Source organism: Achromobacter deleyi (genome assembly GCF_902859705.1).
GTDB lineage: Bacteria > Pseudomonadota > Gammaproteobacteria > Burkholderiales > Burkholderiaceae_B > Achromobacter > Achromobacter deleyi.
This window is the reverse complement of sequence record NZ_CADIJO010000002.1, coordinates 1-17,477: the sequence shown is the minus strand read 5'-3', so window position 1 is coordinate 17,477 and position 17,477 is coordinate 1. Positions and strand designations below refer to the sequence as shown.

Genomic DNA, 17,477 nt, shown 5'->3' with positions numbered 1-17,477 from the left:
GCCGCCCACCGGGCATCGGCCAAGGCAGCGCATCGCGGCCGGATTCAGGCGTCGCCCTGCAATTCGCGGGCTTCGTGGCGCAGGCACTCCTGCAATTGCGGCAACACCCGGCTGGCCGCGCCCGCCTGCCACATCATGCCGATCAGGCCGAAATCCAGCTGTTCGCGCATGGGCACGATATCCACCAGCTTCAGGCGGCGATACAGCTGCGCCACCGACCCTGCCAGGCAGGTGACGTAACCGGTTTCGTGCAGCAGCGCCTGCAACGCCACGATCGACGCCGTCTCGATGCGAGGCGAAGGCGCCGCAACGCCGGCCCGCGCGAATGCCTCTTCGAGCCGGGTGCGCGACACCGTGGCCAATGGCGGCATGATCCACGGGTACTGCGCCGCATCGCGCCAGGTGGGCCGGCGCAGTTTCGCCAGCGGGTGGCCGGGCCGCGTCACGATGCTGAAGATGTCGTGCATCAGCCCTTCCATCTGCAGCCCGGCGTGATGGGCGCGCGGGTCCAGCGGACCGATGATCAGGTCGATTTCATGGCGTTGCAGCCGCTCGATCAAGGGCGCCACCAGGCCTTCGACCACTTCCACGTAGATGCCGGGTGCGGCGCGCTGCAATTGCGCGATGGCGCGCGGCAACAGCACTGGCGACGCCGACAGGATGGTGCCGACATGCAGGCGCCCGCTGATGCCGGCGGTGACCGATTCCAGCTCTTCATGGGTGCGGCGCACATCGCCCAGGATGCGGCGCGCGTGGCGGGCCAGCACCTCGCCGGCCTCGGTCAGCGTCAGCCGGCGGCCGCGCGTGAACAGCGCCGCGCCGATCACCGCTTCCAGGTCCGCCAGCCAATGCGACACGGCCGGCTGCGTCATGTGCATGGCCGCCGCCGCGGCAGTCACGCTGCCCGCCGACGCCAGCGCCATGAAGACCTCAAGATGGCGCAGCTTCAGGCGGCGCGCCCACGCAATGTCGTCCAGGCTTGCGTCCATGGCGGATTCCGTCCCCTTGAAAACGCGGCGCGGACGCTTCCGCACCGCCCATCGAATTATGCAGAAATGGTAATGGCTAACTCAAGATTATTCATTTGATGTTCATGGGTGCCAATTCCAGAATACGTCGTCCCTTTCCCACACCTTCCACAAACGGCGACGACACGCATGCCTAAACTCACCACCGCTACCTGGCGCCACCGCCATGTCCAGATGACCGCGCTGATGGACGCGCAGGACCTGGATGCCCTGATCTTCACGTCGGCGGATTTCTTCCAGTTCGCCACCAACTTCCATACGGACGTGCTGCCGTGGGAACGCCCGATCTTCGCCGTGGTGCCGCGCAACGGCGAGCCGTTCCTGGTCATGAACGAGCTGTCGACCCACCATATGCGTTTCTCGGTGGAGCAAGGCAAGGTCTGGATCACCGACGTCAGCTACTACGCCGAACACCCTCGCGTCACCCAGCGCCTGCCGCTCCTGGCGCAGTTGCCCGACCTGGTCGCGCAGCGGCTGGCGCAGGCCGGGCTGGCGCGCTCGCGCATCGGCGTGGAAGGCGCCAGCGCGGTGCTGGCCGCCGTTGCCGCCCTGCTGCCCGACCTGCGGCTGCGGCCCTGCACCCGCGAATGCCGTACGCTGCGCTGGCGCAAGCACGCAGAAGAACTGGCCGTCATGACCGCCATCGGCTCGATCGCCGACTGGCTGCAGGACCGCTACCGCGAGAACATCCGCCCCGGCCGGCTGGTGCAGGAACTGGATTTCGCCATGGCCTCGCTGTGGGTGCAGGAAGCCGCCGAGCGCTTTCCGGGCGAGCATTTCGAGGTCATCCGCGCCTGGACCCTGAGCGGCCCGGCATCCGCCTCGCCGCACGGCGACGGCGCCTCCTGCGGCGCCCGCATCCGCGAAGGCGACGTGCTGGTCAACATCCTGATTCCGCGCCTGAACGGCCTGGCCATCGAGAACGAGCGCACCTGGTTCTGCGGCCGGCCCAGCAAGGAGCAGACCGCCCTGTGGACCGCCGCCCGCGACGCCAACGAAGCCGGCATCTCCGCCGCCGTCACTGGCGCGCCGGTCAGCGCCATCGACGCGGCCGCGCAGGCCGTCATCGAAAAGGCTGGCTTCGCGGACTGCATCCGCCACCGCACGGGCCACGCCATCGGCATCATGCACCACGAGTACCCGGAAGACATGGCCTTCTGCCACCGGCCGCTGGTGGACAACGAGGTCTATTCGGTGGAACCCGGGCTGTACGCCTACGGCATAGGCGGATTCCGCATCGACGACACCGTGGTCACCGGCGCCACGCCGCGCACCCTCACCGCCACCCCCAAGACGCTCGACTATGCCACCGTACGCTGACGCTCACCCCCCCGGGCCGGCGGACCTGCCGGCGCTGGACGAGGCGCTGGCGCGCGACATCGGCCATCGCCTCTTCACCGTGCTGGTGTACGACTGGGGCCGCGGCGAAAGCCTGCGGGCCTATTCCAGCGCGCCGGACGCGTACCCGCCCGGCGGCGCCAAGCCGATCCGCCCTGGCAGCGCCTATTACAACCGCGTGATCGTGGCGGGCGAACCGCAATGGTGCCGCGACGCCGCCGACATCCGGGCGGCCTTCTTCGACCACGCATTGATCCTGTCCCTGGGCTGCGAGTCCGCCGTCAATGTGCCGGTGCGCGACGGCGACACGCCGCTGGGCAGCCTGAACCTGTTGCACCAGGCCGGCTGGTACACGCCGGCCATGCTGCCCGCGCTGCGCGATTACGCCGCGCAGGCGGCGCCGCTGCTCAAGGCAATCATCGTGGATCGCCTGGGCGCGGGGGCCGCTGCATTTCACGCCGGCAACCCGTAGAGCCTGTCACCACTCACAGGCCCTGGGCCATACTCAACGACAAGGGGAACACCATGAACATCAAGACTGGCCTGGCCGCCCTGGCCGTGGCAATGGCAGGAGGGTTGGCGATGCCGGGCGCACACGCGGCCGGGTATCCGGCCAAGCCCATCACCATCATCTACCCGTACACGCCCGGCTCGGCGTCCGACACCCTCAGCCGCGTCGTCGGCGAAGTGCTGCAGAAATCCCTGGGGCAGCCTGTCATCGTCGAGAACAAGCCGGGCGCGGGCGGCACCATCGCGCTGGACTACGTGGTGCGCGCGGCGCCCGATGGCTACACGCTGGCCTTCACCGCCAGCGGCGCCATGGCGGTCAGCCCGCACCTGTATCACCTGCGCTTCAAGCCAGCCGAAGCGCTGGCGCCGATCACCACGCTGGTCGAGATTCCCTTCGTGTTCGTCACACGCCCCGATCTGCCGGAAAAGACCTTGCAGCAGTTCATCGCCAAGGCCCGCGCCGCGCCGGGCACGCTGACCTCGGCCAACGCCGGCATCGGCACGCAGGCGCACCTGACGCAGATGATGTTCCTGAACAGCGCCGGCATCGACCTGAACGTGATTGCCTACAAGGGCGGCGCGCCGGCCGTCAACGACCTGATGGGCGGCCACCTGGATTCCATGATCGACAACGCTGCCGCCCAGGCCGGCTACATCAACGCAGGCAAGGTGCGCGGCCTGTTCGTGACCAGCAAATACCGCGTCGCGGCCTACCCCGATGTGCCCACCGCCGAAGAGGCGGGCCTGCCCGGATTCTCGGCGGTCGGCTGGTTCGGCCTGGCCGCGCCCAAGGGCACGCCGCCCGAGATCATCGACCGGCTCAACGCGGCCCTGGTTCAGGGCCTGAAAGAGCCTGCCGCGCACCAGCGGCTGATCGACGCGGGCTGGGTGCCCGTCGTCGGGTCGCCGGCCGAGGCCCAGGCGCGCACGCTGGCCGACCTGGACGCGTTGGGACAGATCGTGCGCAAGATCGGGCTGCAGCCGAACTGAGGCGCGCAAGCGAAGCGGCCGGCGCGCCTTTCGATGGGCGCACCGGCCGGGGGGCCTTTTCAGGCGACATCGTGCACATCTGCACCTCTGCGCGCAGGCACGGGCCGCGGCGCCGACGTCACTGCGCAGCCCTCAATAACGTGCGTCCTTGGGCTTCTTGCCGTTCGGCCAGTCCTTTTCCTTGCCCGGGAAGTCCGGGCGCGGCATGTGGGTGAAGTATTCCGCCACGTCCACCGCGTCCTGGTCCGACAGCACACCGCCCTCGCCCCAGGTGCCATGCGTATTCACGCCCATCGGCATGCTGTTGCGGATGAAGGCCGCGGCCTTGTAGGTGCGCGCCAGGCCCGCGCCGATGTTGAACGACTCATCGCCCCACAGCGGCGGAAACACGATATCGCCCGCACGGTCCTTCTTGCCTTCGCCGTTGGCGCCGTGGCAGGCGGCGCACTGCGCCGCATACAGGCTTTTCCCGCGAACGGGGTCGCCGATCAGCTTGGTGTCGATCGGCCAGGCGTTTTCGATCTGCACCTTGGCGCCGTGCGGCACGTCCTGCGCCAGCCACTTCATGTAGGCCACCATGGCCTGCATTTCCGGCGACGTCTTGTCCAGCGGCTTGCCATTCATCGACCGCATGAAACAGCCGTTGATGCGGTCTTCCAGCGTCACCACGCGGTTGGCGCGGGGATTGAACTGCGGAAACGAATTGATCGTGTTGATGTACGGCGCGCCCAGCGGCTTCTTGCCCTGCTGCACGTGGCAGCTGTTGCAATTCATGCTGGCGCCGGTGTTCTGCGGCAGCAGGCGGCGGGTTTCGTTGAGCAGGCGTTTGCCGTAGTTGATCTGGTCGGCGTTGGGTTCCTTGGCAATCAGCGTGTCGGACGGAATGGTGTAGTCGGCCAACCGCTTGCCGTCCTTGTCCAGCACGGCGAAGGTCTTGCCGTTGGGGTCCGCAGCCGGCGCATCCTGCGCCGCCATCGCGGCCACGCCGCCCCCGACCGTGGCCGCCAGCACCAGCGCCGCGGCAATCTTGAGCCTGTTATTCATGTTTGCCTCCCGACACGATGTTCGGTTTCTTGCCCGCCAGGAAGTCGCGGATGTGCGCCACGTCGCCATCGGCGATGGCCGGCGCCTGGTTGGTCCAGGCCGTGCGGATGAAATTGATGACGTCGGTGATGTCGCGGTCGCTCAGGTGGTTGAACCCGGGCATGGCGAAGGCCATGGCGTCATGGTCGTTGGCGGGCATCTTGCCGCCTTCCAGAGTGATCTGGATGATGGACTGCGGGTTCTGCGCGAAGATGGCCGAATTGCCTGCCAACGCCGGGAAAATGCGCGGCATGCCCTGGCCGTCGGCGCGGTGGCAGACCACGCACTGTTCCATGTAGATCACCGCGCCGCGCGAGTCGTAGCGGCCATCGAGCAGGGCCGCCGTGGTGGTGTCGGCCTTGGCGGCAAACACCGGCAGCTTGCCCTGCACCGGCGGCAATTGCTTCAAATAGGCCGCGATGCTGGCCAGGTCGTTGTCGCTGAAATGGCGCGTGCTGTGCTCGACCACGTCGGCCATCGCGCCAAATGCCGCCACCTTGTCGGTGCGGCCCGTCTTCAGGAACAGCGCAATGTCGGCCACCGTCCACGATTGCAGGCCCTGGGCTTCGCCGCGCAGGCTCTTGGCGCGCCAGCCGTCGATCACCGCGCCCGACAGGAAGGCATCGCCATCCGCCATGGACAGCGCTTTTTCCTGGTAGGCCAGGCCGCGCGGCGTATGGCAGGCGCCGCAATGCCCCGGCCCTTCCACCAGATAGGCGCCGCGCGTCAGCATTTCGTCGGCGCCGGCCGGCGCCGCAAACTGCCGCTTGCCGGCAAACAGCGCCTGCCACCAGGCCATGGGCCAGCGCATGTTCAGCGGCCAGGGAATGGTGGAGTCGGCGCTGGGCTTGCTGTCGGGCTTCACGTCGGCCATGAAGTAGGCGTACAGCGCCTGCACGTCGGCGTCGGGCATGATGGCGTACGACGGATAAGGCATGGCCGGATAGAGCGGCGTGCCGTCCTTGCGGATGCCGTACTGCACCGCGTTCTTGAAATCGGCGTAGCTGTAGGCGCCGATGCCGGCGGTCTTGTCGGACGTGATGTTGGACGAGTAGATCGTGCCCACCGGCGTCTGCATCGCCAGGCCGCCCGCAAAGGGCTTGTCGCCGGGCACGCTGTGACAGGCCACGCAATCGGCCGTGCGCGCGATATAGGCGCCGACCTCGGCCAGGCGCCGATCCTGCGGATCGACGGTGGCCGTCGTTTCCGTCTTGCGATGGGCGGTAAGCACCTGGGCGCCGCCGATGGCCCCGCCTGCCAATACCAGCAGCGCCACCACCGCCTTGATCCCGAACTTCTTCATCTGACCCTCCGTTACGCGCCGGCAAGCGCGTACGTCGGGTGTTCGTACTGCGTTGTCCAGCTTATGAGGCCAGCTTACGCGTTTTAGTAATAAGCATATGACTGAAAAGCATGAAAGTATCGGGCTTGTTTGATCGGGCGCAAAGGGCGTTCAGACAACGGCGCCGCGGCCAAGAACGAAGGCCCCCGAAGGGGCCCCGTAGTCTGGCGTCTGTTACCTCCGCTTTTGGCGGAACCGCTCAAGCCGGAATAGTCAGACCCTTTACCACTGCCGGACGCGCCACGAAGGCTTCCAGCACGCGGGCGACGTTCTTGAATTGCGAGAACTCGACCAGGTCACCGGCGCCGTAGAAGCCGATCAGGTTGCGTACCCACGGCAGGATCGCGATGTCGGCGATGGTGTACTGGTCGCCCATGACCCAGGCGCGCCCTTCCAGGTGCTTGTCCAGCACGCCCAGCAGGCGCTTGGATTCGGCCACGTAACGGTCGCGCGGGCGCTTGTCTTCGTAGTCCTTGCCGGCGAACTTATGGAAAAAGCCCAGCTGGCCGAACATCGGGCCGATGCCGCCCATCTGGAACATCACCCATTGCAGCGTTTCATAGCGGCCGGCGGTGTCGGCGGGGATGAACTGGCCCGTCTTGCTGGCCAGGTAGACCAGGATGGCGCCAGACTCGAACAGCGCCAGCGGCTTGCCGTCGGGGCCGTTGGGGTCCAGGATCGCCGGGATCTTGTTGTTCGGGCTGAGCGACAGGAATTCCGGCGAGAACTGGTCCTGGGAATCGAAGCTGACCCGGTGCGGCTCATAGGGCAGGCCCAGCTCTTCCAGCAGGATCGACACCTTCACGCCGTTGGGCGTGGGCAGCGAATAGAGCTGGATGCGGTCGGGGTGCTGGGCGGGCCATTTTTGGGTGATGGCGAACGAGTCTAGGGAAGACATGCGTAGGAGCTCCTGGAGATCCGGGGGTGGCGATTGGGAACGCGGTGGCGGCGCGGGCGATGGGCAATCCGGCGCCTGCGGGCGTCGCGCAAATTTAACGCAAATCACCCGCTTGGCAAGCGCTCGGCGGCCGGCCCGTGGGCGGCCGCCGCGCAACAGACTGTTCCAGGCCTACAGGCCAGGCGCCCAGGCGGGTCGGGCGTCCCGGTTCTGCCGCAGAAATGCCGTGGCCGCGATGATGTCGGCGTCGTTGCGGCGGTCTTCGGCCAGGTGCGGCACCTGCTTGCGGAAATCCCTCCACAGGACGGCGGTGCCCTGCCCCAGGGCGGCTGCCGGCCCCTGCGGATAGCGCAGCTCCACCGCCTGGGCCGCATGCATCAGTTCCACCGCCAGCAGCCGGGTCAAGGCGGTGATCTGCCCGGTGACGCGCAACCCAGTCAGCGGCGCGTTGGTGCCCACGTCTTCAATATTGCCGGCCTGCGCCTGCACGTCGGTCACGACCGGGCCGGACAAGGCCCGCACGTCGGCCGCCAGCGCCGACACGGTCTTCTGGATCGGGCCGTAGCCGATGGCGCCGTTGCCCGGGCTGAGAAAGCGCGGCAGCCGCGTGAAGGCCGGGTCGGTCAGGCGCAAGGTGCGCTGCGCCGACAGCTGCGCCACCTGCGACAGGGCCACCGCCGTGCCCTGCAGCGGCAGCACCCAGGCGCTGGGGTCAAAGCCGGCGCTGGGCAGCACGGCCCCGCGCACCGGGCCGTCGGTCACGAAATACTGGGTTTCGTAGGCGGATGCGCCGGGGCGGGGCGTGGCGTCCAGCACCACCGTGGGGTTGTCATCGGAACTGTTGATCTGCACCTGCAACTGGCCGTCCAGCAGCGCCAGCATGTCGCGGGCGGCGCCGTGCGCCTGGCTGACGGTGCGGAAGCTGAGCGGATCCTGCAGCGGCCGCTGCGCATCGGTTTTCCACAACGCGCTGCCTTGCAGCAGCCCCAGCATGCGCTCGGCGGTGGCGCGCTGGCCGGCGTAGGGCCGCTGCGACTGCGCCGGGGCCAGCAGCGGCGCCAGGTTGCCGTCCAGCCCTTCCAGCGACAGCGCCGCCACCGCATCGGCCTGGGCCAGCAGCGCCCGCGCATCGTGCGCGGCCAGCACCGCCACCGCGGCGCCGTAGGCGTTGGAACTGACCATGGACAGCGCATCCTTGCCGAACGGCCGCACTGGCGCCAGGCCCGCCTCTTGCAGCGCCTGCGCGGCGCCCAGGCGCCGCCCGCCGCGCCAGGCCTCGCCCTCGCCCATCATGACCAGGCCGATCTGCGGCAGGATGGTGATGTCGGCTTCGCCGACCGAGCCTTCGCCCAGCATCACCGGCGTCACATCGCGGTTCAGGAAGGCGGCGTATTGGTCCAGCACCGCGGGCTGCATGCCGGCCCCGCCGAACAGCGCGGTGTTCAGGCGGATCAGCATGGCCGCGCGGGTCACATCGCGCGGCGCCTCGTTGCCGTAGGCCGCGCTGTGCGAATGCAGCAGGTTGCGGTTGAACTGCTCGGACAGGCGCAGCACCTCGGGCGAAATGTCGCCGCCCTGGAAGATGGTCTGGTCCTTGTTCAGGCCCACACCCCGGTTCAGGCCGTACACCGGCTTGTCCAGGCGGGCGTAGGCCAGCAGCAGGTCGTAGGCGCGGGCCGCGCGTTGGGCGGCTTGCGGGGCGATGGTGACGGCGCAGTCCTGCCGCGCCACCGCCACGACCTGGGCGGCGGTCAGCGAGCGGCCGTCCAGGGTGACGCCGCATGCGGTGGCGGACTGGGGCAGGGTCGATGCTGGCGCCGCACCGGCAGGCGCCGACGCCACAGGCTTGGCGGCCGATGCTGTCGCCGCAGCCGAGGCCGCTTCAGCTTGCACAGCAGCCATGCCACAGGCCAGCAGCGACACTGCAACCACCCTGGACAGCCTGCCCCGCCGCGCCCCACCCTTCGACACCACTTGAAAAACCGTCATCCCGCCGTCTCCGCTCAAGGTTGCTTGACTGCCTGCGTCAAGGGAATTTGCATCACGGGAATGCGCATCAGGTCCTGCCCCAGCACCACCGGCCCCTTGAAGGTGTCTTGCGCCGACAGCCAATGCGCCGCCGGGGCATCGCCGGGCACCAGGTGCGACAGCACCAGGCGCTTCACGCCCGCCCGCGTTGCCGCCTCGCCGGCCTGCTGCGGCGTGGTGTGGGCTTCGAGCAGTTGCCGCGCCAACGCCTGCTGGCGCGCATCCCAGGGCTTGGGGCCGACGATGTGGTCGACCCACGCGGGGTCGATGGCCTCGTGCACGAGGATGTCGGCGCCGCGCGCCAGGCGCTCCAGGTTGGGGCTGACCGCCGTGTCGCCCGAGAACACCACCGACCCCGCGGCAGTATCGAAGCGATAGGCGAAGTTGGGATACACCAGCCCGTGCGGCACCAGGATGGCTGTGACCGTCACGCGCTCATCGCGCCAGACCTCGAAGGGGTCCATCGGCGGCGCCGGATTCGTGTTGGGGTCCTGCACCACGCCGGGCGGCACCGGGATGTCGTGCGCCTGGAAAAAGCCGCGCACGTCGGGCACGCCTTCGCTGCGCACCCGGATGTTCAGGTCGGCGGCCATGCCGGCCACCACCGAATCCACCAGGTCAGCCGTACCCGCGCCGGGGTTCTCGGCGTGTATCACCGGGTCGCCCGCCAGGCCCGCCGCCAAAGGCGGCAACGCCCCGCGCCGGCCCGGCCCGAAGATCTGCAACGAGGCCTTGGCCCGGCGACGCGCGCTGGGGTCGTACATCAGCAGGCTGGCCAGGTCGATGATGTGGTCGGTATGCAGGTGGGTCAGGAACACGGCCTGCTCGGCGCCCGGCTTGATGCCCGCGCGGCGCAGTTGCCGGTAGGCGCCCGACCCCAGGTCGACGATGTAGGCCTTGCCGTCCACCACCAGCGCCGACGAGATGCCGTGCGGCGAATCGGCGCCGTACCAGGTGGGCCCGCCGGCCACGCCCAGCAGCACGAGTTCGGCGGCGGGCGCGGCCGTCGTTGCGGCGGCCGTTGCGGCAACCGGCGCGGCGGCGGGAGACGTGGCGGTCGGCGCAGCCAGAGCGGCTGCGCTGCCCAACACCGACAAGACCAGCGTCGCGGCGACCGCCGCCAACCGGCCCGGCGCCGCCTTTCGCATCATTTTTCGTGCCGCCCGTTGCGCCACGCTTTGCGCCAGCGTCACCCGGCCGTCAGACATGACGGCTCTGCGGCAACACCGTCAACGCCACCAGCGCAACCACGCAGGCGCCCATCACATACAGGGCCGGCGCGAACGACACACCGGTGGTGTAGGTGATCCAGGTCAGGATGGCCGGCGCAAAGCCGCCCAGCACCGTCACCGCCGTGTTGTACGACAGGGACATGCCCGACGAACGCACGGCGGTCGGGAAGACCTCGGACAGGGCTGCCGGCGCCGTGCCGACATACAGCGCCACCAGCAGGCAGAACAGCGACTGCACCACGATCAGCGCGAATTGCGTGTGGTTGGCCTGCAGCCACATCATCAGCGGGTACACCGTCACCAGCAGCAGCAACGCCGAGCCGCGCAGCACCGTGCGGCGGCCGTAGCGGTCGGACAGCGTGCCCGAAAAGAAGCAGCCGCCAATCAGGAACAGGTTGCCCACCAGCGCCCCCAGAAACGCCTGCGAGCTGGTGAAGCCCATGCTTTTCTGCACGTAGATCGGCATGAAGATGATCAGCGCGTACGGACCGATCGCCCACAGCACCGACATGCACAGGCCGGTGAACAGTTCACGCGGGTAGTCGCGCAGCACCGCCAGCAGCGGAGCCTTGACGTGGCTTTTAGTGGCCGCCTGACGGGCCTGTTCTTCGCGGAAATGCGGCGTTTCGTCGAGCGTGCGGCGCATCCACAGCCCCACCGGGGCAATCGACAGGCCCACGATGAACGGAATGCGCCAGCCCCACTCGCCCACCTGGTCTTCGGTCAGGAACGTGGTCACCAGCGTGGCAACCAGCGCCCCCAGCAGGTTGGAAATACCCATGCTGGCCTGCAGCCACGACGCATACTGGCCGCGCTTGCCTTCGGGTGCATGCTCGACCAGGAACGCCGTGGCGCCGCCCACTTCGCCGCCGGCCGAAAAGCCCTGCAGCATGCGGCCGCAGACGATCAAGAGCGGCGCGCCCACGCCGATGGCCGCGTACGGCGGCGCAATGGCGATCAGCAGCGTGCCCAGCGCCATCAGCATGATGGTCATGGTCAGCGCGGCCTTGCGTCCGGCGCGGTCGCCATAGGACCCCAGCACCAGCGCGCCCAGCGGCCGCACGATGAAGCCCAGCCCGAAGGCCAGGAACGAGGCCATCAGCTGCACCGTCGGGTCTGCGTTGTGAAAGAAGTTCTGCCCGATGTACACCGCGAACAGCGCGTAGACCGAGAAGTCATACCATTCCAGCGCATTGCCGATGGATGCGGCGATGACGGCCTTCTTGGCGCCCTTGTGTTCGTCGGCGCCGGCATGGGGGGGATTGCCCCCCAATACCCCGGCGCCCGGGTTGATTGCGATGTTCTTCATTGACGTTCCCATTGAATCGCCCCGTATCCGGGGCTGTTATGTCCTGCCGTTCAAGCCCGCACCGACGTGTCGATGCGGCCTATGCCTTTTTTGCTGACCTCGTCCAGCGCCTCTTCGTAGCCGGCGTCCGCGTAGCGCAGCACGCCGCTGGCCGTGTCGTTGGTGAGCGACAGCGACAGGCGCTGCGCCGCCGCGTCGGTGCCGTCCGCCACCACCGTGACGCCCGCGCTGGTCATGTAGCCGCTGTAGCCGCCGCCCCCGGAATGAATCGCCACCAAGTCGGCGCTGGAGGCGCAGTTGATCATTGCGTTCAGCAAGGGCCAGTCGGCGATGGCGTCCGATCCGTCGCGCATGTTCTCGGTCATGATGTTCGGGTGCGCCATGGCGCCGGCATCCAGGTGGTCGCGGGTGAACGCCACCGGCGCGGCCAGAATGCCTTCGCGCACCATGCGGTTCACTTCCAGCGCCAGCTCGGTGCGTTCGCCGTGGCCCAGCCAGGCGATGCGCGCCGGCAAGCCTTCGAACGGCACTTCCTGGCGCGCCAGGCGAACCCAGTTGGACACGATCAGGTTGTCCGGGAAACGCTGCAGCAGGAAGTCGTCGATCTTGCGGATGTCGTCGGGGTCGTTGGACAGCGCAATCCAGCGGAACGGGCCGATGGCGCGCGCGAACAGCGGCCGCAGGAAGGCCTCGGTGAACACCGGAATCTCGAACGCGCGGTCCACGCCGCCCTGCTTGGCGTGGGTGCGGATCAGGTTGCCGTTGTCGAACACCACGGCGCCGCGGTCCTTGAAGCCCAGCATGGCGGTGACGTGGCGCACGATGGACTGGCGGCTGGCGTTCATCAGCCCGGCCATGTCGTCCTGGCGCATGCGCGCCACCTGGTCCAGCGTGTAGCCCGCCGGCACGTAGCCATACACCAGGTCATGCGCGGACGTCTGGTCGGTGACGATGTCCGGCACGATGCCGCGCGCCAGGATTTCGGGATAGACGTCGGCCGCGTTGCCCAGCAGCCCCACGGAAATCGGGCGGCGTGCCGCCTGCGCCTCGCGGATCAGGGCCAGCGCCTCGTCCAGCGACTCGGCGCGGCGCTCCAGGAAGCCCGCCTTCAGACGCTTTTCGATGCGTTCCGGGTTGATCTCGACGGTCAGGATGGCGGCGTTGGCCATGCGGCCGGCCAGAGGCTGGGCCCCGCCCATGCCGCCCATGCCGGCGGTCAGGATGAAACGGCCGCGCAGGTCGTTGCCGAAGTGGCGTTCGGCGATGCGGCAAAAGATTTCATAGGTGCCCTGGATGACGCCCTGCGAACCGATGTATTGCCAGTCGCCGGCAGTCAGCCCGCCCCAGCAGATCAGGTTGTCGTCCTGCAACTGGTAGAAGTTTTCGGCGTGGGCCCACTGCCCCACCATATTGCAGTTGGCCATGATGACGATGGGCGCCTGCGGATGGGTGCGCAGCACACCGATGGGCTTGCCCGACTGCACGATCAGGGTCTGGTCTTCTTCCAGTTCGAGCAGCGCGCGCACGATCGCATCGTGCGACGGCCAGTCGCGCGCGGCGCGGCCCAGCGCGGCGTAGACCACCAGGTTGTCCGGGTCTTCGCCCACTGCCAGCACGTTTTCCAGAAGGCGCAGCAGGGCCTCCTGGCGCCAGCCCTTGCAACGCAGCGCCGTGCCGCCGGGAACGTTGAATTCGCGTTTCATCGCAAGGTCCCTCAGCGCGCCAGCGCGTAGCCGGTGAAGTCCATGCCCAGCGCCTTTTCGACGATGGGGTACACCGACGCGTCGGTGACGCTGGAAGACAGCGGAATGTGCTGCTTGGACACGTGCAGGATGGACACCTGCAGGCCTTCTTTGAGCTTGCCCGCGCTGACCGGGTTGCCGTCGGCGTCCAGCGTGGTGATGACGTCGGGGTAGCAGGCGATGCGTTCGCCTTGTGCGTCGGTCACGGCCATGTGCTCATTCATCACGTGGATGACGCGTTTGCCCGCGCCCTCGCCGATCTCGACGGTGCCGATGTCGAAGGCTTCTTCGGTGTACTTGAGCGTGTTGCGCACCACCCGGCCCGAGCCGATGATTTCGCCCTGCGTGGCCTTGCAGATGGCGTCGATCACGGCGCTGCCGCCCTTGGGCTGTGCCGCCAGGATCGCCTCGCCCAGCGCCAGCGCGCGGCTGATGCCGCCCAGCGCCGCATGACGCCGCACGTACGACGCGCGGATCGGGTTGCGGCAGCTGGCAATGAAGCCGCCGGCCATGTCGGCGGCCTTGCGCAGCACCGGCGACACCTTGCCGGTGGCGCCGTGCACGGTCAGTTCCATATAGGCGTTGTTGGCGCGGTTGCCGCCCACGGCGCACTGGATCATGGGCTCGGGGCTGCCGGCCAGGCCCAGCGACCCCATGTCGCCCGTGGGATGGGCACGGATGTCGCCCACCGCGTCCACGACCTTGGCGCCCAGCACCGCCGACGGCAGCCAGCCGTTGAGCGTGCTGGACATGCCGTTCTGGCCGATGATCAGCCCGTACAGGCGTTCGCCCAGCGCATCCTGCAGGCGTTCGGCCGCCTTGACGTAGTCGATGCCCAGCATCTGCCAGTCGGTCAGGCCGCCCGGCGCGCCGATGGCGGCAGCCGTGGCGATCCAGGCGTCGTCAGGCACTTCGTCCATCGAGACCAGCTCGGGCCGGCCGATGGTCACCGCCAGCGACCCCAGTTCGCGGCCATGATCGGCCCAGCCGCCCCCGCCACAGGCAAACACCGAACCGCCCCTGACCGCGGCTTCGACGTCTTTCATCGTCAAGATTCTTCCCATTTCGCCCTTCCTTTCCCGATAGCGGTTTAGCTGGTCCAGCGACGCATGGCGCTGGAGATTTCGGGGAATCATAGGAAGCAATCTTGTTAATGTCGTATTACCTTTTATGCCTTGTATATAACGCTGTGTTAATTGCTGGCCGCGCCCAGAGAGAGGCGCGATCCGGGGCCGCGCCGCACCTAGGGATATCCCCAGGCGAGATATCAGTGGGATTCGGGGGAAGCCGGCAGGTCCAGCTTGTGCAGCACGTCGATGAACGCCTGCGCCAACCGCGACAGGGGCTGCAATTGCAGGTGAAACACATTGACCGGCGCATGCACCGTATCCACGATCGGCACCGTCACCACGTCGGACCAGATCGGCCCCGCCACCGTGATCTCGTCCACCAGCGCCACCCCGGCCCCGGCCTGCACCAGCGCGCAGGCCACGTGCGCCTGCTGCACCTCGATGCGCGGTTCGGGCTGGGCATCTTCGGTGCCGAACAGCTTGTGCACCAGCATGCCGAACGGAATGTCGGCGCTGTAGCCGATCAGCGGTTCACGCGCCAGTTCGGCCGCCGTGACCTGGCGGCGCGCGGCCAGCGGATGCCCCGCCGGCAGCACCGCCACGATCTTGTTTTCATAGAGCGGCCGGGTGGCCAGGCTGGGGTGGTTCACCGGCATGTACGCCACCCCCAGCTCGACCTGCTGGGTCAGCAGCGACTGCTCCATCACCGCCGGGATCAGCGTCTGCAACACGATGCGGATCTCGGGAAACTGGCGGCGGAACCGGGCAATGGCGCGCGGCAGCAGCGACTGCCCCAGGCTGGGGCTGCAAGACAGCCGCAGCTGGCCCTCGCGGTTCTCGGCCAGGTTGTCGGCCACCTCGTTCACGCGCTGCACGTTCTGGTAGAGCGCAGTCACTTCCACGAACAGCCGCCGCGCTTCCGGCGTGGGGTACAGCCGGCCCTTGATGCGTTCGAACAGCATCAGCCCCAGGCGCTGCTCGGTATAGGCGATGAGCCGGCTGACGGCGGGCTGCGACACGAACAACAGCTTCGAGGCGCCGCTGATCGAGCCGCTGATCATGATGGCGCGGAACACCTCGATCTGCCGCAGATTCAATTTCATATGCTTAACCTGATGTTAATTCCCATGTACATATAAGCATAAGACGTTTTGATCTGCGGTTACTACACTGCCCTTCAATCCTTAGTCTGAATGGAAGTGGTCATGAGCGATTTCGATTGGGTGGTGCGCGGCAATATCGTCGATCCGCACGGCATTGTGGAAAACGGCTGGCTGGCGGTGCAAGGCGGCAAGATCGCCGCGCGCGGCACCGGCGCGGCCCCCGCGGCGCGCGAGAGCGTCGACGCCACCGGCCAATGGATCATCCCCGGCGTGGTCGACGGCCAGGTGCATTCCGGCAGCCAGGCCAACCAGGAAGGCCTGGGCTGGGCGTCCCGCGCCGCGGCGGCGGGCGGCGTCACCGTCATGGTCGACATGCCCTACGACGACCCCGAACCCGTGGCCTCGCGCCCGCACCTTGATGCCAAGATCGCCGAGGTCGAACGCGACTGCCACGTCGACGTGGCCCTGTTCGGCACGCTGAACACGCAACACGGCCTGGCGGCCGCGGCCGGCCTGATCGAGGGCGGCGTCTGTGCCTTCAAGTTCTCGACCTTCGAAGCCACGCCCGGCCGCTTTCCGCGCATCGAAGAAGACGATCTGTACGACGCCTTTCGCCTGATCGCGCCGTCGGGCCTGGCCTGCGGCGTGCACAACCAGATGCAGGAAATGACGCGCAAGAACATCGCGCGCCTGGTCGATGCCGGCGACACCGGCTGGGACGCCTTCATGCGCGCCCACACCCCACTGATCGAAAACCTGGCCACCGCCCTGATCTACGAGATCGGCGCCGAAACCGGCGCCCGCGCCCATGCCGTGCACGTGTCCACCTCGCGCGGTTTCGAGATCTGCAACATGTACCGCCGCAACGGCCACCGCGCCAGCATCGAGACCTGCGTGCAGTACCTGATGCTGAACCACGAAGAACACACCCGCCGCTTCGGCGCCAAGACCAAGCACTACCCGCCCATCCGCCCCAAGGCCGAGGTCGACCTGCTCTGGACCCACATCGCCAACGACGAATGCACCTTCGTCTCGTCCGACCACGTCAGCTGGGGCCTCGAACGCAAGCAGAATCCCAACGTCTTCAAGAACTCATCCGGCGGCCCCGGCCTGGAAACCTTGCTGCCCGCCCTCTGGACCGGCTGCGAAGAACACGGCATTTCGCCCACCATGGTGGTGCGCCAGCTGTGCAGCAACCCCGCCAAGCACTTCCTGCTCGACGACCGCAAGGGCACGCTGGATGTCGGCAAGGACGCCGACATCGTCATCCTCACCCCGGAACGCTACGCCTTCGATCCGTCCGGCAGCCTGGCCGCCGTGAACTGGAGCTCGTTCGAAGGCCGTGAATTCACCGTGCGGGTGGCCGGCACCTGGTGCCGCGGACAGCAGGTCTACGACGGCCAGCGCATCGTCAACCAGCAAGGCGACGGCCGCTTCCTGCGCCCGCGCCAGGCATGAAGGCCGCGCCCATGTCCCAGCCTTTTCCGCCCCTGAACGCCGACCGCCTGTGGGCTCGTGTCGAAACCCTGTCGCGCTTCACCCTGCCCGACCAGCCCTGGACCCGCCGCGCGTTCTCGCCGCTGTTCCAGCAAGCCCGCCAGTGGTTGCGCGCCGAATTCGAAGCGGCAGGCCTGACGACGCGTGTGGATGCCGGCGGCAACCTGATCGGCACGCGCGCCGGCCGCCACCCCGCCCGCAAGCCGATTGCCACCGGCTCGCATTGCGACACCGTGCCCAGCGGCGGCCGCTTTGACGGCATCATCGGCGTGCTGGCCGGCATCGAAGTCGCCCACACCCTGCAAGA

General features: G+C 67.9%; 14 protein-coding genes and 1 pseudogene. 5 read left to right on the top strand and 10 right to left on the bottom strand.

Annotated features, from left to right (window positions below; all coding sequences use genetic code 11):
- Positions 1–44: 44 nt before the first annotated feature.
- On the bottom strand, positions 45–989 hold the full coding sequence (locus HV798_RS02620; protein ID WP_175191459.1) for a LysR family transcriptional regulator: 945 nt from the start codon (positions 987–989) through the stop codon (positions 45–47).
- A 168-nt stretch (positions 990–1,157) separates the two neighbouring features.
- Here HV798_RS02620 and HV798_RS02615 point away from each other — a divergent pair, with 168 nt between their 5' ends.
- Genes HV798_RS02615 through HV798_RS02605 form a run of 3 tightly spaced genes read left to right on the top strand, consistent with a single transcriptional unit; the run spans position 1,158 to position 3,866 of the window.
- Positions 1,158–2,348: a M24 family metallopeptidase gene (locus HV798_RS02615; RefSeq protein ID WP_175191460.1), complete on the top strand. Its 1,191-nt coding sequence runs from the start codon at positions 1,158–1,160 to the stop codon at positions 2,346–2,348.
- Complete coding sequence (locus tag HV798_RS02610) at positions 2,332–2,838, top strand: GAF domain-containing protein (protein WP_175191461.1); 507 nt, start codon at positions 2,332–2,334, stop codon at positions 2,836–2,838. Before HV798_RS02615 ends, HV798_RS02610 begins: the two co-directional genes overlap by 17 nt.
- A 53-nt stretch (positions 2,839–2,891) precedes the next feature.
- Positions 2,892–3,866 (top strand): Bug family tripartite tricarboxylate transporter substrate binding protein, encoded by a 975-nt coding sequence (locus HV798_RS02605; protein ID WP_175191462.1) that lies wholly within the window; start codon positions 2,892–2,894, stop codon positions 3,864–3,866.
- Between the two features lie 132 nt (positions 3,867–3,998).
- Here HV798_RS02605 and HV798_RS02600 read toward each other — a convergent pair whose 3' ends face one another.
- The 9 genes from HV798_RS02600 to HV798_RS02560 form a co-directional block, all read right to left on the bottom strand.
- Complete coding sequence (locus HV798_RS02600; RefSeq protein WP_175191463.1) at positions 3,999–4,910, bottom strand: c-type cytochrome; 912 nt, start codon at positions 4,908–4,910, stop codon at positions 3,999–4,001.
- Positions 4,903–6,252: a c-type cytochrome gene (locus HV798_RS02595; protein ID WP_175191464.1), complete on the bottom strand. Its 1,350-nt coding sequence runs from the start codon at positions 6,250–6,252 to the stop codon at positions 4,903–4,905. The genes HV798_RS02600 and HV798_RS02595 overlap by 8 nt, the downstream gene beginning before the upstream one ends.
- Positions 6,253–6,490: 238 nt before the next feature.
- Positions 6,491–7,189 carry a glutathione S-transferase N-terminal domain-containing protein gene (locus HV798_RS02590; protein WP_175191465.1) on the bottom strand — a complete coding sequence of 233 codons (699 nt, stop codon included), beginning with the start codon at positions 7,187–7,189 and terminating at the stop codon, positions 6,491–6,493.
- Positions 7,190–7,360: 171 nt separating this feature from the next.
- Positions 7,361–9,091, bottom strand: a complete 1,731-nt coding sequence (locus tag HV798_RS02585; protein ID WP_175191466.1) for an HAL/PAL/TAL family ammonia-lyase — start codon at positions 9,089–9,091, stop codon at positions 7,361–7,363.
- A 101-nt stretch (positions 9,092–9,192) separates the two neighbouring features.
- Positions 9,193–10,425, bottom strand: a complete 1,233-nt coding sequence (locus HV798_RS02580) for an MBL fold metallo-hydrolase (RefSeq protein ID WP_246288549.1) — start codon at positions 10,423–10,425, stop codon at positions 9,193–9,195.
- A complete protein-coding gene (locus tag HV798_RS02575) occupies positions 10,418–11,758 on the bottom strand; it encodes an MFS transporter (protein WP_175191467.1) in 1,341 nt (446 codons plus the stop codon). The genes HV798_RS02580 and HV798_RS02575 overlap by 8 nt, the downstream gene beginning before the upstream one ends.
- Positions 11,759–11,808: 50 nt before the next feature.
- Entirely contained in the window at positions 11,809–13,461 is a 1,653-nt protein-coding gene (locus tag HV798_RS02570; protein ID WP_175191468.1) for a thiourocanate hydratase, read from the bottom strand.
- Between the two features lie 11 nt (positions 13,462–13,472).
- A complete protein-coding gene (locus HV798_RS02565; protein WP_175191469.1) occupies positions 13,473–14,564 on the bottom strand; it encodes a thiohydantoin desulfurase in 1,092 nt (363 codons plus the stop codon).
- A gap of 203 nt (positions 14,565–14,767) precedes the next feature.
- Positions 14,768–15,673, bottom strand: a complete 906-nt coding sequence (locus tag HV798_RS02560) for a LysR family transcriptional regulator (RefSeq protein WP_025139332.1) — start codon at positions 15,671–15,673, stop codon at positions 14,768–14,770.
- A 102-nt stretch (positions 15,674–15,775) separates the two neighbouring features.
- On the opposite strand from HV798_RS02560, the gene HV798_RS02555 reads away from it, so the two are divergent.
- Both HV798_RS02555 and HV798_RS02550 read left to right on the top strand, forming a co-directional pair.
- Positions 15,776–17,131 carry a dihydroorotase gene (locus tag HV798_RS02555; protein ID WP_175191470.1) on the top strand — a complete coding sequence of 452 codons (1,356 nt, stop codon included), beginning with the start codon at positions 15,776–15,778 and terminating at the stop codon, positions 17,129–17,131.
- An 11-nt stretch (positions 17,132–17,142) separates the two neighbouring features.
- A pseudogene (locus HV798_RS02550) lies at positions 17,143–17,477 on the top strand (Zn-dependent hydrolase); the annotation flags it as partial.